Annotated in this window: 16 protein-coding genes; 7 read left to right on the forward strand and 9 right to left on the reverse strand. The window is 72.1% G+C overall.

Translation table 11 applies throughout. The annotated features are described in order from the left end of the window. Positions 1-14: 14 nt before the first annotated feature. Both S1361_RS25980 and nagB read right to left on the reverse strand, forming a co-directional pair. On the reverse strand, positions 15-776 hold the full coding sequence (locus S1361_RS25980) for a GntR family transcriptional regulator (RefSeq protein ID WP_208034180.1): 762 nt from the start codon (positions 774-776) through the stop codon (positions 15-17). 201 nt (positions 777-977) lie between these two features. After that, a complete protein-coding gene (nagB, locus tag S1361_RS25985; RefSeq protein WP_208034182.1) occupies positions 978-1,763 on the reverse strand; it encodes a glucosamine-6-phosphate deaminase in 786 nt (261 codons plus the stop codon). 555 nt (positions 1,764-2,318) lie between these two features. Between nagB and S1361_RS25990 the strand changes: the two genes are divergently transcribed. Further along, positions 2,319-3,794 carry a sensor histidine kinase gene (locus S1361_RS25990; protein WP_208034184.1) on the forward strand — a complete coding sequence of 492 codons (1,476 nt, stop codon included), beginning with the start codon at positions 2,319-2,321 and terminating at the stop codon, positions 3,792-3,794. Between the two features lie 161 nt (positions 3,795-3,955). Here S1361_RS25990 and S1361_RS25995 read toward each other — a convergent pair whose 3' ends face one another. Together S1361_RS25995 and S1361_RS26000 are read right to left on the reverse strand one after the other, a co-directional pair. After that, positions 3,956-4,213, reverse strand: a complete 258-nt coding sequence (locus S1361_RS25995) for a WhiB family transcriptional regulator (RefSeq protein ID WP_003992873.1) — start codon at positions 4,211-4,213, stop codon at positions 3,956-3,958. A gap of 321 nt (positions 4,214-4,534) precedes the next feature. After that, a complete protein-coding gene (locus S1361_RS26000; RefSeq protein WP_208034186.1) occupies positions 4,535-5,503 on the reverse strand; it encodes a diacylglycerol/lipid kinase family protein in 969 nt (322 codons plus the stop codon). Positions 5,504-5,638: 135 nt separating this feature from the next. On the opposite strand from S1361_RS26000, the gene S1361_RS26005 reads away from it, so the two are divergent. Further along, positions 5,639-6,091, forward strand: coding sequence for a hypothetical protein (locus S1361_RS26005; protein WP_208034194.1), 453 nt, complete (start codon positions 5,639-5,641; stop codon positions 6,089-6,091). Between the two features lie 61 nt (positions 6,092-6,152). Here the strand turns inward: S1361_RS26005 and S1361_RS26010 are convergent, their stop codons facing one another. From S1361_RS26010 to S1361_RS26020, 3 genes are all read right to left on the reverse strand, one after another. After that, positions 6,153-7,262, reverse strand: a complete 1,110-nt coding sequence (locus tag S1361_RS26010) for an RNA polymerase sigma factor SigF (protein WP_425087302.1) — start codon at positions 7,260-7,262, stop codon at positions 6,153-6,155. 17 nt (positions 7,263-7,279) lie between these two features. Further along, positions 7,280-7,696 (reverse strand): ATP-binding protein, encoded by a 417-nt coding sequence (locus S1361_RS26015; protein WP_009190566.1) that lies wholly within the window; start codon positions 7,694-7,696, stop codon positions 7,280-7,282. A gap of 293 nt (positions 7,697-7,989) precedes the next feature. Continuing rightward, positions 7,990-8,250 (reverse strand): UBP-type zinc finger domain-containing protein, encoded by a 261-nt coding sequence (locus tag S1361_RS26020; protein ID WP_208034198.1) that lies wholly within the window; start codon positions 8,248-8,250, stop codon positions 7,990-7,992. Between the two features lie 61 nt (positions 8,251-8,311). Between S1361_RS26020 and S1361_RS26025 the strand changes: the two genes are divergently transcribed. Next, on the forward strand, positions 8,312-9,895 hold the full coding sequence (locus S1361_RS26025; protein WP_208034200.1) for a Na+/H+ antiporter: 1,584 nt from the start codon (positions 8,312-8,314) through the stop codon (positions 9,893-9,895). Here S1361_RS26025 and S1361_RS26030 read toward each other — a convergent pair. After that, positions 9,892-10,812, reverse strand: a complete 921-nt coding sequence (locus S1361_RS26030) for a 1-aminocyclopropane-1-carboxylate deaminase/D-cysteine desulfhydrase (protein ID WP_208034202.1) — start codon at positions 10,810-10,812, stop codon at positions 9,892-9,894. The genes S1361_RS26025 and S1361_RS26030 overlap by 4 nt on opposite strands. A gap of 92 nt (positions 10,813-10,904) precedes the next feature. Then, positions 10,905-11,498: an N-acetylmuramoyl-L-alanine amidase gene (locus S1361_RS26035; RefSeq protein ID WP_208034204.1), complete on the reverse strand. Its 594-nt coding sequence runs from the start codon at positions 11,496-11,498 to the stop codon at positions 10,905-10,907. Positions 11,499-11,788: 290 nt separating this feature from the next. Between S1361_RS26035 and S1361_RS26040 the strand changes: the two genes are divergently transcribed. The 4 genes from S1361_RS26040 (at position 11,789) to S1361_RS26055 (ending at position 15,333) form a co-directional block, all read left to right on the forward strand. Beyond that, on the forward strand, positions 11,789-13,195 hold the full coding sequence (locus S1361_RS26040; RefSeq protein WP_208034206.1) for a family 2B encapsulin nanocompartment shell protein: 1,407 nt from the start codon (positions 11,789-11,791) through the stop codon (positions 13,193-13,195). A 112-nt stretch (positions 13,196-13,307) separates the two neighbouring features. After that, positions 13,308-14,450, forward strand: coding sequence for a family 2 encapsulin nanocompartment cargo protein polyprenyl transferase (locus S1361_RS26045; RefSeq protein ID WP_208034208.1), 1,143 nt, complete (start codon positions 13,308-13,310; stop codon positions 14,448-14,450). 232 nt (positions 14,451-14,682) lie between these two features. Next, entirely contained in the window at positions 14,683-14,949 is a 267-nt protein-coding gene (locus tag S1361_RS26050) for an LITAF-like zinc ribbon domain-containing protein (protein ID WP_208034211.1), read from the forward strand. Positions 14,950-15,000: 51 nt separating this feature from the next. Continuing rightward, a complete protein-coding gene (locus S1361_RS26055; protein WP_208034213.1) occupies positions 15,001-15,333 on the forward strand; it encodes a DUF952 domain-containing protein in 333 nt (110 codons plus the stop codon). Positions 15,334-15,340 lie beyond the last annotated feature (7 nt).

Here is a 15,340-nt window from a genome sequence, read left to right on the forward strand (position 1 = left end):
AACGTGCCTGGCGGTTACTCCGCGGGCCGCTTCAGCCGGGCCACGAACTTGTACCGGTCCCCGCGGTACACCGAGCGCACCCACTCCACCGGCTGGCCCTCGCGGTCCAGCGAGTGCCGGGAGAGCATCAGCATCGGCAGGCCCACGTCGGTGCCGAGCAGACCCGCCTCGCGCGGGGTGGCCAGGGAGGTCTCGATGGTCTCCTCGGCCTCGGCGAGGTGGACGTCGTAGACCTCGGCGAGCGCGGTGTACAGCGAGGTGTACTTCGCCAGCGAGCGTCTGAGCGCCGGGAAGCGCTTGGCGGACAGGTGGGTGGTCTCGATCGCCATCGGCTCGCCGTTGGCCATGCGCAGCCGCTCGATGCGCAGCACGCGCCCGCCGGGGGCGATGTCGAGCAGCTCGGCGAGCCGGTCGTCGGCGGTGATGTACCCGATGTCCAGCAGCTGCGAGGTCGGCTCCAGGCCCTGGGCGCGCATGTCCTCGGTGTAGGAGGTGAGCTGGAGGGCCTGGGAGACCTTGGGCTTGGCCACGAAGGTGCCCTTGCCCTGGATGCGTTCCAGCCGGCCCTCCACCACCAGCTCCTGCAGGGCCTGGCGCACCGTGGTGCGGGAGGTGTCGAACTCGGCGGCCAGCGTGCGCTCCGGCGGGACCGGCGTGCCCGGCGCCTGGGTCTCCGTCATGTCGAGCAGGTGCTTCTTCAAGCGGTAGTACTTGGGCACGCGCGCGGTACGGGTGGTGCCGACCTCGTTCTCCGCACTGCTGACGTCGGTGCTCATGCTCTGCCTTCCCGGCTCCGGATGCCGAAAGCGACCGACATCCCCGTCGGCCACGGCTCACATCGTGGCATGGGTTGTCGTGTCAGCACTCCACCCCGCACGCTCCGTGATCTCCTCTATATACCGTCGCACCCGTTGTTGGTCTAGTCCATCGAGCGGGTGAACGATCCCCGCACTCCTCGGCGGCGGCGCACGCCGGGCCTAGATCCCCTGCCACTCCGGCTTGTTGGCGTAGGTGTGGCGGAAGTAGTCGGCCAGCTTCAGCTTGGCCGCGGCGGCCTCGTCGACGACCACCGTGGCGTGCGGATGCAGCTGGAGCGCCGAGGCGGGGCACACGGCGGCCACCGGCCCCTCGACGGTCGCGGCGACGGCGTCCGCCTTGCCCTCGCCGGTCGCCAGCAGCACCAGGTGCCGTGCCTCCAGGATCGTCCCGATGCCCTGGGTGATGACGTGGTGCGGGACCTGCTCGATGTCGCCGTCGAAGAAGCGGGCGTTGTCGATCCGGGTCTGCTCGGTCAGCGTCTTGATCCGGGTGCGCGAGGCGAGGGAGGAGCACGGCTCGTTGAACCCGATGTGCCCGTCGGTCCCGATGCCGAGCAGCTGGAGGTCCACCCCGCCGGCCTCGGCGAGCGCCCGGTCGTACGCCTCGCACGCCGCCTGGACGTCCTCGGCCGTGCCGTCCGGGCCCATGAAGGCGTCCATGCCTATCCCGAGCGGCTCCAGCACCTCCCGGCGCAGCACCGAGCGGTAGGACTCGGGGTGGTCCGCGGGCAGCCCCACGTACTCGTCGAGCTGCGCGATCCGCGCCCGCGAGGCGTCCACGGCGCCGGAGCGCACCTTGGCGGTGAGTGCCTGGTAGACGGGCAGCGGGGTGGAGCCGGTGGCCACGCCGAGCAGGGCGTCGGGCTTGCGTCGCAGCAGCTGGGCCATGGCCTCGGCGATCAGCTCGCCGCCCGCCGCGGCGTCCGGAACGATGACAACTTCCACGCTGGGCCTGCCGTTCTGGAGAGGGCTCTGTGCGTCTAGGTGGTTTAGACCAATCTAACAGAATCGGGCGTCCGCGGGCGTGGGAAGAGGAGGGGAAGCCCCGGGAAACTCTCAGGTGGGGAGCCGCGCCGCTCGCGCCCGGGGCCCGGCCCGGTGGTCCGCGACGGCGCGCGACGGGAGGAACCGGAAGCGCTCGCGGAAATTGCCATGGCCATCTGGCCCCATGATTGACCCGGGCGGGCTAGGCTGCGTGGCATCGCGTGCCGTTGCTCCCACCGTGCGGGGCGCCTCCACACCATGGACACGCCATCGTGGTCTAGTCCACAATCGAGTACGACAAGCCTCCGTCTTCCCCGCACAGGAAGGCGGATCGAGGAACCGGAGCTCTCTGCCCTGACTGCCCCGGCTCCTCGGCCTTCGGCCGACCGGGACCGCACACCCCACGGCCGATGATGCTCCGGGCTGCGGTGCCGGGAGGGTTGAGGGTCCCTTCCAGGCGCCGCGGCCCGCGGGTGTTTTTCGGCCACCCGCGAGGCCCCGGGTACGCTCGCAGACGTGCCCTCCATGAACGAACTCGTACGCCAGCACACCGCCCTCGACGACTCCGACCTCGAGTGGCTCCACCTGCTGGTCTCGGAGTGGCAGCTGCTCTCCGACCTCTCCTTCGCCGACCTGGTGCTGTGGGTCCCCACCCGGGACGGCACCCGGTACGTCTCGGTCGCCCAGATGCGGCCCAACACCGGCCCGACCTCCTACCAGGACGACATGGTCGGCCACCTCGTCCCGCGCGGCCGGCGGCCCATGCTGGACGCGGCCCTGGACGAGGGCCGGATCGTGCGCGAGGGCGACCCGGAGTGGCGCGAGGAGGTCCCCGTACGGGTCGAGTCCATCCCCGTACGGCGTGAGGGCCGCGTCCTCGGCGTGATCGCCCGGAACACCAACCTGCTCACCGTGCGCACCCCGAGCCGCCTGGAGCTGACCTACCTCCAGAGCGCCTCCGACCTGGCGCAGATGATCGCGGCCGGCTCCTTCCCGTTCCCCGACCAGCAGGTCGACATGGACGCCTCCCCGCGCGTCGGCGACGGCCTGATCCGGCTGGACGCGGACGGCATCGTCCAGTACGCCTCCCCGAACGCCCTGTCCGCCTACCACCGTCTCGGCCTCGCCGCCGACCTGGTCGGCCACCACCTCGGGCAGACCACCGCCGAACTCGCCCCGACCAGGGGGCCGGTGGACGAGGCGCTCGCCAAGGTGGCCAGCGGCTGGGCGCCGCGCGAGTTCGAGATCGAGGCCCACGACGGCGTCATCCAGTTCCGGGCCATCCCGCTCAAGCCCAAGGGGACGCGCATCGGTTCGCTGGTGCTGCTCCGGGACGTCACCGAGCTGCGCCGCCGCGAACGCGAGCTGATCACCAAGGACGCCACCATCCGGGAGATCCACCACCGGGTGAAGAACAACCTCCAGACGGTCGCCGCGCTGCTCCGGCTCCAGGCCCGGCGCATCGACTCCGAGCGCGGCCGGGAGGCGCTGGAGGAGGCGGTCCGCCGGGTCGGCTCCATCGCCATCGTGCATGAGACGCTGTCTCAGAACCTGGACGAGCGGGTGGAGTTCGACGACATCGCCGACCGGGTGCTCGCCATGGTCGCCGAGATCTCGCCGGGCAAGGTGACCGGCCGGCGCAGCGGACGGTTCGGCATACTCGACGCTGAGGTCGCCACCCCGCTGTCCATGGTCCTCACCGAGATCCTGCAGAACGCCCTGGAGCACGGCTTCCGCGAGGGCGACACCGGCACGGTCGAGGTCTCGGCGGTCCGGGGCGGCACCACCAAGGAGGCCCGGCTGCTGGTCACCGTCCAGGACGACGGCGTCGGCCTGCCCGAGGGCTTCGACCCGCACCGCTCGGGCAACCTCGGCCTGCAGATCGTACGGACGCTGGTGGAGGGCGAGTTGGGCGGCACGTTCGACATGGTGCCGGCGCCGGAGCGGGGGACCCGGGTGATCCTCGACATCCCGGTGCGCGCACAGAAGTGAGCCGACGGGCTCACCGGAGAGCGGGCACAGCAAAAAGCCCCGGACCACCGTTGGTCCGAGGCTGATGCTCGTTGATGAACTGCGCGCTGCGGCTCGGGGGCGGGAGATGCGTACGTGCTGTGCGCGCCGCCAAGCTCAGGCTGTCAGCAGGGGTGGGTGTGTCAGGCGGAGGCCTGACGAGCCCGGTTGCGAGCGGCGCGGCGCTTCATGGCGCGGCGCTCGTCCTCGCTGAGACCACCCCAGACGCCGGAGTCCTGGCCGGACTCGAGCGCCCACTGCAGACACTGCTCGATCACCGGGCAGCGACGGCAGACGGCCTTGGCTTCCTCGATCTGCAGCAGCGCAGGACCGGTGTTGCCGATGGGGAAGAAGAGCTCGGGGTCTTCCTCGCGGCAAACGGCGTTGTGACGCCAGTCCATGGCTGCTACCTCTCCTTGGTATTACGTGCAAGTTGCTTGTGAATGTGAACGCTTTCACGAATCCCTCAACAAGTGAAGGGCCGACCGCCGAGTCTTCACCCGGCGTGGTCCTGTGTTTGTAGAGGGGTTCCGGTGATCAGTGGAGGCCGGTGTTGCGGGCCGTCCCGATCGCCACGTAGAGACTCGCAAACCTCAGCGGCGGATACAACCCCTTCCGGAAAGTTTTTTTTGATTCCTCGGTGTCGACTAGGTCACAGCCGTACTTCCATGGGGTGGATCCTGGCCTAAACGTTCGAGTGAAAGGACTTTCGGCCGTTCCGCTCACACAATCACACGCAGTGCACGGCGTACGCCTGTGAACGTCACGCTCGTACGCAGCCCCAGGTGGTCACCGTCCATCTGCAGAGGCAGAGGCGCCTTCGAATGCAAGGTGAACTGGTCCAGATCGTGCAGGGACAGGGCGTGCTTCCCGTGTGGGCCCCGCTCGGGGGACGAAGTGAGCAACTGGGTGCCATACCGGGCAACAGCGGCGGTCGACAGGCGGCTGAGACCGAGTACGTCGATGCCGGTGTCGAACGAGGCCTTAGGTGACGTATACATCGGGCGATTACCGAGATACGTCCACGGGGACGTGTTCGAGACTATGGCGACGACGAGATCCCCGACGGGGTCCGCGCCGGGCCGTTCGAGCGTGATCGTGCCGTGCCGGCGGTTCGGCTCGCCGAGGAACTGCCGGATCACCTGCCGGACGTACAGCGCGTGCGTCGACTTCTTCCCGCGCTCGCGCTGCTGCTCGACCCGGCCCACCACGCCCGCGTCGAAGCCGAGCCCGGCGTTGAACGTGAACCAGCGGGCCGGCACCGCCTCGTCCTCGGTGCCCGGCGTGCCCGAGGTCAGCCCGAGGCCGACGACCCGCTCGCTGCCCTCCCGGAGCGCGTCCAGCAGGGCGCCGGTGGCCTCGACGGGGTCGTTGGGCAGGCCCAGGGCGCGGGCGAAGACGTTCGTGGAACCGCCGGGGACGACGGCGAGACCGGGGAGGCGGTCGGGGTCGGGACCGGCGTGCAGGAGGCCGTTGACGACCTCGTTGACCGTGCCGTCGCCGCCGAGGGCCACCACCAGGTCGATGTCGTCGCTCTCCGCCGCCTGTCGGCCAAGATCGCGGGCGTGGCCGCGGTACTCGGTGGTGACCGCCTCCAGCTTCATCTCGCTCGCCAGCGCGTGGATCAGCACATCACGCCTGCGTGCGCTTGTGGTGGTTGCCGCCGGATTGACCACGAGGAGTGCACGCATGCATGGCAGCGTACCTACTGGGGGGTACAGGGCCCAGCCCGAGGTAGGGATCCGGTAAGAGACCGGGCGTGAGCCTGCACACTCGGGGGCGCGGGGCGCCGCGGTGCGCCCGCGCAGGAGGGCTACCCTGCTGGGGTGAGCAGTCAGCAGAACCCCGCCCCGGACACCGCCGAAGCCGCCGCGGCCGCGGAGCCGCGCCCGCGCCGGCTGACGTACGCGGCGGCGCTGGCCGCGCTGGAGGGCACCGCCCTGCTGGCCGGCGGCCTGTGGGTGCTCGTCCTCGGACTGACCGGCGCCCCGGACGACCGGCAGCAGGCCGTCACCCTCGGGATCACCCTGGCCGTGCTCGCGCTGCTGCCGCTGCTCGCCGCGCGCGGTCTGCTGCTGCGGCGCGGCTGGAGCCGGGGCCCCGCGGTGATCACCCAGGTCATGGCCCTTCCGGTGGCCTACAACCTGCTCCGGGCCGACAGCATGGCCATCCCGGCGGGCATCGCCCTCGCGGTGGTCGCCGTGGCGGCGCTGGTGCTCCTCGTCAACGGCGAGACGACCCGGGCCCTCGGGATCAAGGGACCGGGCCGGGCCGAGTAGCGCCCGCGGGGAGGGCCGTCACCGAGCGGGCTTCCCCGAGCGGGGCCCGCCGGCGCGGCGCTCACTCCTCGACGAGGAGCTTCTCCCGCAGCTGGGCCAGTGTGCGGGCCAGCAGCCGGGAGACGTGCATCTGCGAGATGCCGACCTCCTGCGCGATCTGCGACTGGGTCATGTTCCCGAAGAAACGCAGCAGCAGGATCCGCTTCTCGCGCGGCGGCAGGTCCTCCAGCAGCGGCTTGAGGGACTCGCGGTACTCCACGCCCTCCAGCGCCTCGTCCTCGGCGCCCAGGGTGTCGGCGACCGCCGGCGACTCGTCGTCCGTGTCGGGGACGTCCAGGGACAGCGTGGAGTACGCGTTCGCGGACTCCAGGCCCTCCAGGACCTCCTCCTCCGAGATGGCGAGCTTCTCGGCCAGCTCGTGGACCGTGGGGGAGCGGCCGTGCAGCTGGGACAGCTCGGCCGTGGCGGTGGTCAGCGACAGCCGCAGCTCCTGCAGCCGGCGCGGCACCCGGACCGCCCAGCCCTTGTCGCGGAAGTGGCGCTTGATCTCGCCGACCACGGTCGGAGTGGCGTACGTGGAGAACTCCACGCCGCGCTCGGGGTCGAACCGGTCGACGGACTTGATCAGACCGATCGTGGCGACCTGGGTGAGGTCGTCCAGCGGTTCGCCGCGGTTGCGGAACCGGCGCGCCAGGTGCTCCACGAGCGGCAGGTGCATACGGACCAGCTGGTTACGCAGCTCCGCGTACTCCGCGCTGCCCGCGTTCAGCTTGCGCAGTTCCACGAACATCGCCCGCGCCCCGCTGCGGTCCTGGGGGCCGTGCTGTACGGCCCGCACGGCCTCCGCACCCAGCGCCTCCTGCTCGGCGTCTCGCTCATGCTCGCTCATCGTCCCGCCCGTAGCCCTTCCCCGAGCCGTGGCCCCCGCTCGGCCGGGATCGGCGCCGTCGCGTGCCTCCGGTGGCGTGCCCTGTCCGGCACCGTCACCGTCGACCCGCGCGGAGTCGTCCTCCGGGTGCGGCCTGGCCTGCTCGGGGATGCCGTCGATGCCGTCCGCCATGCGCCGGGAACCGTCCCGGGGGCCCGCCCCGGAGGTCTCGGCGCTGCTCGACCAGGAGGCACCCCCGTCCCCGGTCGGCAGCTCACGCGTGCCGCGCTCTTCGTCCCGCACCGGCCCGTCCCCGTTCCTCACGCCGGCCCGGGGCCGGCGCCGCGCTGTTTGTAGAGGCTGATCGACACCGTCTTGTCCTCGTCCACGGCGGACGAGACCTTGCCCGCGAGGGCCGACAGCACGGTCCAGGCGAAAGTGTCCCGCGAGGGGGCGTGGCCGTCCGTGGTCGGCGCCGACACGGTGACCTCCAGCGAGTCGTCGACGAGCCGGAAGACACAGCTGAGCACCGAGCCGGGCACGGCCTGCTGGAGCAGGATCGCGCAGGCCTCGTCCACGGCGATGCGCAGGTCCTCGATCTCGTCCAGGGTGAAGTCCAAGCGGGCCGCCAGACCGGCCGTGGCCGTCCGCAGCACCGACAGGTAGGCACCCGCAGCCGGCAGCCGGACTTCCACGAAGTCCTGGTTCGCCGCGGGTTCGCCTGCGATCTGGGACACCCTCACCTCCATGGTGGTACAAGCTTTACGGGGCCGAAGGTTCGCCCCCCGGGGTAACGCGTACGTGGTTCAAGCGGTGACGCTATCGCGCTCCGAACGTTTCTGTCCCGGGACCCCAACCCCCTGGCGTCACTCACAGTAAAGCTGTGGATACGCTCCGTGTCTAGAGGGTTTGCGGGCCCAAAAGGGAAGAGCGCGCGCCGGGTTGACGTACCCAGACGTCAGACGCTCGAACCGTCGTGCGGCAGCCGCCGCATGCAGTGTCACACGAGAACGCGGTCGGACGGGAACGCTCAGACGAGCACGTGGTCGACGAAGCACCACCGCCAGTCCTCGCCGGGCTCGAAGGTCCGCATCACCGGGTGACCGGAGTTCGCGTGGTGCTCCGTCGCGTGCCGCCCCGGCGAGGAGTCGCAGCAGCCGACGTGGCCACAGGTCAGGCACAGCCGCAGCTGTACCGGGTGCGTGCCGTCGCGCAGGCACTCGGGACAGGTCTTGTCGAGGGGCTCCGGTTCCGGGTGCGGCAGCGCGTCGGCGTGCGTGCACTGTTTCATGATTGCCAGATTACGACGGGTGTGCGGGTGGCCGCGCGGAACACGAGGGTGGGCGAGGACCATGGACGTGATGCCCCTGCTGTTGCTGGTGGCGGGCAGCGCCGCGGTGGCCGCCGCGGCCCGGCGCACCCCCGCGCCGGCGCCGCTGCTGCTGGTCGCGGTCGGACTGGCGGTCTCGTACATCCCCGGAGTGCCGTCCTACACCCTCGATCCGCACGTCGTCCTGCCGCTGCTGCTGCCCCCGCTGCTGTACACGTCCGCGAGCGACAGCTCCTACCTCGACCTGCGGGCCCAGCTGCGGCCGGTGGCGCTGCTCTCGGTCGGCTACGTGCTGTTCGCGACCGTCGTCGTCGGCTGGGCCGCGTATCTGCTGGTCCCCGGGCTGTCGCTGCCCGCCGCGCTGGTGCTGGGCGCGGTGGTGGCGCCGCCGGACGCGGTGGCCGCCACGGCGGTCGCGCGCCGGGTCGGCCTGCCCTCCCGGATCACCACCATCCTCCAGGGCGAGTCCCTGCTGAACGACGCCACGGCGATCACCGCCTACAAGGTGGCCCTCGGCGCCGCCGTCGGCGAGGGGGCCACCTGGGCCGGCGGCATCGGCGAGTTCGCGCTCGCCGCGGTCGGCGGTGTCGGCATCGGGCTCGTCCTCATGGCGCCCCTGCACTGGCTGCGCACCCACCTGACCGAGCCCCTGCTGCAGAACACGCTGTCGCTGCTGATCCCGTTCGTCGCCTACGGAGTCGCCGAGCAGGCGCACGCCTCCGGGGTGCTCGCGGTCGTGGTCGTCGCCCTCTATCTCGGTCACCGCGCGTGGGAGGTCGACTTCGCCACCCGGCTCCAGGAGGAGGCGGTGTGGAAGATGGTCGCCTTCGTCCTGGAGTCCGCGGTGTTCGCCCTGATCGGCCTCCAGCTGCCGATCGTGCTCAAGCGGCTCGGCGAGTACGAGGGCAGCTCCGCCGTCTGGTACGCGGTCGCCGTCTTCGTGGTCGTGGTGGTGGCCCGGTTCGTCTGGGTCTACCCGGCCACCTTCCTGCCCAGACTGCTGTCCGCGCGCATCAGGGAGCGCGAGGAGAACCCCACCTGGCGGGGCGCGATGGTCACCTCCTGGGCCGGGATGCGCGGTGTCGTCTCGCTGGCCATCGCCTTCGCCATCCCGTCGACCATGGCCGACGGCCCCCGCAACCTGATCCTCTTCCTGACCTTCACCACCGTCATCGGCACCCTCGTCGTCCAGGGCGTGACGCTGCCGCCGCTGATCCGGCTGCTGAGGTTCCCCGGCCGCGACCGGCAGGCCGAGACGCTCGCCGAGGCCAACGCCCAGGCACAGGCCTCGCGGGCCGCCGAGGCCCGGCTCGACGAACTGCTGTCCGACGAACGCAACGCCCTGCCGCCGCCGCTCGCCGACCGGCTGCGCACGGTCCTGGAGCGCCGCCGCAACGCCGTCTGGGAACGGCTCGGCCAGGTCAACCCGGTCACCGGCGAGTCCGTGGACGACACCTACCGCCGGCTGTCCCGCGAGATGATCGGCGCCGAGCGCGAGGTCTTCGTCAGGCTGCGCGACCTGCGCTACATCGACGACGAGATGCTGCGTGCGCTGCTGCGACGCCTGGACCTGGAGGAAGCGGCGGCCTACCGGGAGGCCGGTTAGCGTTCCGGGGCCGCCGTCCCGGGCTCCGGGAACGGCCGTCCCGTGACGACGGCGGCGATCGTCGTCCCGCGCGCGAAGGCGCCCTCCTGCGCCAGAGCGGCGAGCCCGTACAGCAACTTGGCGACATAGAGACGTTCCACGGGCAGCCCGTGGCGCTGCTCGAAGTCCTGTGCGAACGCCTCCAGGTCCGGGGTCGTACGCGCGTACCCCCCGCAGTGGAAGCGGTCGTCCAGGGACCAGGTGCCGCTGCGGGCGCCGAAGGCACGTTCCTGCAGGGCCCGTACGTCGGCTTCCAGGAAGCCGCCCTTCAGCACCGGTATACCGAGCGCGCGCTGCCCGGCCGCCAGCCCGGCGGCGAGGCCCGCGAGGGTGCCGCCGGTGCCGCAGGCGACCGCGACGACGTCGGCGTGGCCGCGCAGTTCCGCGCCGAGGGCGAGACAGCCGCGGACCGCTTCGGCGTTGCTGCCGCCCTCGGGTACGACGTACGCGTCCTCGGCTCCGGCCGCGCGCAGGATCCGGGCCAGGGTCTCCGGCTCGGTCTTGCCGCGGTATGTCGATCTGTCGACGAAGTGCAGCCGCATGCCGTCGGCCGCGCACCGGGCCAGGGACGGGTTGAGCGGGCGGCCGGCCAGCTCCTGGCCGCGGACCACGCCCGTGGTCGGCAGGCCCAGCAGACGGCCCGCGGCGGCGGTGGCCCGCAGGTGGTTGGAGTAGGCCCCGCCGAAGGTGACCAGCGGACGGCCGGACGCCGCCGCGAGGTTCGGCACGAGCTTGCGCCACTTGTTGCCGACGAGGTGGGGGTGGACGAGGTCGTCGCGCTTGAGCAGCAGCCGGAGCCCTCGGCGTTCGAACCGGTCGTCACGTATGTCGTGCAGGGGGGAGGGCAGGCGGGGGTCGAGCAGGTCCGGGCTGGTCACCGCTTCATTGTCGCCCGGTGCGGGGGCGGGCGGGGACGGGGCCGCCCGCCCGCCCCGGCAGCGGACGGACGTACGGGGCCCGCCCCACGGCGCTAATCCTTCAGCCGCTCCCTCACCCGCTCCCGCAGCCACGCCATCGAGAAGCCGCGCGGATCCACCTTCCCCGGCTGCCACTCCAGGTGGCCGATGACCGACCGCTCCGTCCAGCCGTGGTGCCGGCACACTGCCGCGGCGACCCGTTCGACCGCCTCCAGCTGTTCCGGTGGCCACGGGTCCTCCCCGTCGCCGAGGTTCTCGCACTCGAAGCCGTAGAAGTGCCGGTTGCCGTCGGTGTTCGCCTCGTTGTCCGGCGGCAGCCGCTTCTCGGCGATCACCGCGCGCAGCACGTCGTCGTCCCCGAGCCCGGCGTGGTTGGCGCGGCCGTAGCCGACGAGGTGGACCCTGCCGTCCTTGGTGATCACACCGTGGCACAGCGGCCCCGGCAGGTCCGCGGTGCCGTCGCGGCACAGCTCCACCGTCCGGGCGCTGCCCCGGGTCACCGTGTGGTGGATCACCACACCGTGCACCGGCCCCCAGGGCCCCTTGTGATTGCGGTTGTGGTGCTGCCAGTCGCCGACCTCGACGACCGTGACGCCCTCCGCCCTGAGCGCGTCCAGGAATCCGTTCGCCGACATGGGTGGGGCCATGTCCGACTCCTTCGTGCCGTGCGTCCGGCCGCCGGTCGCGGCCGGATGTCCGGCCTGGTTCTACCGAAACCGGACCTCCCGGACACATCGTTCGGACGGTGTGCGAGCCGATCCGGACAGCCCGCGGGCGCCGCGCGGGCGGACGGGATCCCTCTTTGTGCCCGGTGATCCGATGATCCATTCCCGCTCTTTCGGGTAATGGCGCGCCCACGCTGCGTGCTGGAACGCTCGAATGCGAGACCGGTGCCCGTGCGCTCGGGCACCGGGCATACATGGGGAGGCATTTCTTTATGTCGGTAGGCGAAGAGGTCCGCACGGATCAGGGCAAGCCGCAGCAGTCCCTCGGGACGGCGGCCGCGCGGAACCTGGCCACCACCACCAAGTCCGTTCCGCAGATGCAGGAGATCAGCTCCCGCTGGCTGCTGCGCACGCTTCCCTGGGTGGACCTCCAGGGCGGCACGTACCGGGTGAACCGGCGCCTCACGTACGCCGTCGGCGACGGCCGGATCACCTTCGTGAAGACCGGCAACCAGGTGGAGGTCGTCCCGAACGAACTGGGCGAGCTGCCGGCCCTGCGGTCCTACGAGGACGAGGAGGTGCTGACGGAGCTGGCCCGGCGCTGCCGGCAGCGCGACTTCGCGGCCGGTGAGGTGATCGCCGACTTCGGCAACCAGGCGGACGAGGTCTACCTGCTCGCCCACGGCCGGGTGGAGAAGGTCGGCACGGGTCCCTACGGCGACGACGCCGTCCTCGGGGTCCTCGCCGACGGCGCCTACTTCGGCGACCAGGCGCTGCTCGACCCGGAGGCGATCTGGGAGTACACCGTCCGCGCGGACACCTCGACCACGGTGCTGATCCTCAGCCGCCAGGACTTCCAGCAGGTCGCCGAGCGCTCCGACTCGCTGCGCGCTCACCTGGAACGGCTGCGCTCGATCCCCGAGCAGCGGACCAACAGGTACGGGGAGAAGGAGGTCGCGCTGGCGGCCGGCCACTCCGGCGAGCCCGACATCCCGCACACCTTCGTGGACTACGAGCCGCGGCCCCGCGAGTACGAACTCAGCATCGCCCAGACCGTGTTGCGCATCCACACGCGCGTGGCCGACCTGTACAACCAGCCGATGAACCAGACGGAGCAGCAGCTGCGGCTCACGGTCGAGGCGCTGAAGGAGCGCCAGGAGCACGAGCTGGTCAACAATCCGGAGTTCGGCCTGCTCAGCAACTGCGAGTACGACCAGCGGATCCAGCCGCACGACGGCGTACCCGGCCCGGACGACCTGGACGAGCTGCTCAGCCGCCGCCGGGGCACCAAGCTGCTCCTGGCCCACCCGCGCGCGATCGCCGCGATCGGCCGGGAGCTGAACAAGCGCGGGCTGGTCCCGGAGACCATCGACATCGCCGGCAACCGCATCCCCACCTGGCGCGGGGTCCCGATCTACCCGTGCAACAAGATCCCGATCAGCGAGGCCCGTACGACCTCCATCATCGCGATGCGCACCGGCGAGGCCGACCAGGGTGTCGTCGGCCTCAGGCAGTCCGGCATCCCGGACGAGATCGAGCCGAGCCTGTCGGTCCGGTTCATGGGGATCAACGAACAGGCCGTCATCAAGTACCTGGTGACGGCGTACTACTCGGCCGCCGTCCTGGTGCCCGATGCGCTCGGCGTGCTGGAGAACGTCGAGATCGGCCGGTGGAGGTGACGTCTGCGCACGTGGTGGCCGTGTCCCCGGCCGCCGGCGCGGGTAGGCCCTCGGGGTACGCGTCCGGCGGGGCCGGTGGCGCCGGCCTCCGTGGGCCTGGCGAGGGGGAGGCATGGCCGAGTTCATGACCGAGACCGAGGAGCGTTCCTCCGGTGTGCTGCGTCCCGGCACGGCGGAGGAGCCGCGGGAGCAGACCGGGGACACCGGCGGCCCGCTCGACGCGCAGGAGGCGGCGGTACAGCTGGAGCGCACCCGGGCGCTGGTCGACCCGGAGCTGCGCGCGGCCGTGGAGTCGCTGCCCGCTGCCATGCGCCGGATCGGGCTGTACCACTTCGGCTGGCAGCACGCCGACGGCAGCCCGGCGGAGGGCAACGCGGGCAAGGCGATCAGGCCGGCGCTGGTGCTGGCGGCCGCCGCCGCGCTCGGCGGGCCGGCGGCCCGGACGGCGGCCGTGCGGGCGGCAGCGGCGGTCGAACTGGTCCACAACTTCACCCTGGTGCACGACGATGTGATGGACCGGGACAGCACCCGCCGGCACCGGCCGACGGTCTGGACCGTGTTCGGCGACACCGACGCGATCCTCGCCGGCAACGCCCTCCAGGCGCTGGCCCTGCGGCTGCTCGCCGAGGATCCGCACCCGGCCTCCGCCCCGGCCGCGGCCCGGCTCGCGGCCTGTGTCGTGGAGCTGTGCGAGGGCCAGCACGCCGACACGCGGCTGGAGCAGCGCGCACCGGAGGCGGTCACCCTGGAGGAGGTGCTCGCCATGGCCGAGGCGAAGACCGGTGCCCTGCTGGGCTGCGCATGCGCCCTCGGCGCGCTGTACGCGGGCGCGGGCGAGGAGGAGGTGGCGGCGCTGGACGGCTTCGGCCGCCAGGCCGGGCTCGCCTTCCAGCTGATCGACGACGTCATCGGCATATGGGGGGACCCGCGGCACACCGGCAAGCCGGCCGGCGCGGATCTCGCCGCCCGCAAGAAGTCCCTGCCGGTGGTGGCGGCGCTGACCTCCGGCACCCCGGCGGCGGCCGAACTCGCCGCGCTGTACGGGAAGCCGTACCCGGGGCAGGAGGCGGCGGCCGGGGAGATCGCGCGCACGGCACTGGCGGTGGAGCGGGCCGGCGGCCGGGACTGGGCGCAGGCCGAGGCGGCCGACCGGATGGCCCGGGCCATGCAGGAGCTGGCCCGCGCGGTCCCCGATCCCGAGGCGGCGGGCGGGCTGCTCGCCCTGGCCGAGTTCGTCACCCGGCGCACCAGCTGAGGCCGCCCGTCCCGGCGGCCGAGAAGAACCCGGAGTCCCCGGCCCGTGCGGCTCCTGACCCCGCACGGACCCCGGGGGCTCCGGCCCGGCGGCGCCCCGCACATCCCCACAGTGTGCGGGGCCCCGCCCTGTCCCGGACAGACCGGGGAAGCCGCGCACCGTCGGCAACGGCGCACCGGTGCGGACGTACGGCGGGAAAGCGCCGAGACCGCCGCCGGCCTACCCTGAGGGCATGGACAGCGACGCACGCGTCTGTCCCGCCTGCGGACAGGCCGTCGAGACGGTCGTCAAGCGGCACAAGACCCTGGGCGCCTGGGTGCCGGTCTGGGGCCCCGGCCCGTGCCGCAACCCGGACTGCGCGAGGTACGACGCGACCGACCAGCCCGCCGAGCCGGGCAGGCCCGCCCACGACGACCGGTCCGCCGGTGCGCCGGCCGGGCCGGGCGGGAGCGGCCCGGAGGACCCGTCGGCGGCGGGCGCCGGGAACAGCGCCGTCTGAGCCGGGCCGCCCGTCACGGAGGCGGCCGGGGGGACGCCGTAGCGTGGGCGCATGCCGAAACTTCCGTACATCCTCCACATCACCGAGCGCTCCCTGTGGGAGGCGGCGCGCGAACGCGGTGCCTATGAGCTCTCCACCCGGGGCCGCACCCTCCAGGAGGAGGGCTTCATCCACTTCTCCACCCGTGACCAGCTCCCGCGCGTCGCCGGCTTTCTCTACGGCGGCTACGACGGCCCCGACGAGCTGGTCGTCCTCGTGGTGGATCCGGCCCGGGTCGGGGCGCCGGTGAAGTACGAGTCCGTCGAGCCGGGCGGGGAGGAGTTCCCGCACGTGTACGGACCCGTACCCGTCGAGGCAGTGGTGGACGTGGAGACCTGGGGCTGACGCGGAC

This window comes from Streptomyces cyanogenus (genome assembly GCF_017526105.1).
Taxonomy (GTDB): domain Bacteria; phylum Actinomycetota; class Actinomycetes; order Streptomycetales; family Streptomycetaceae; genus Streptomyces; species Streptomyces cyanogenus.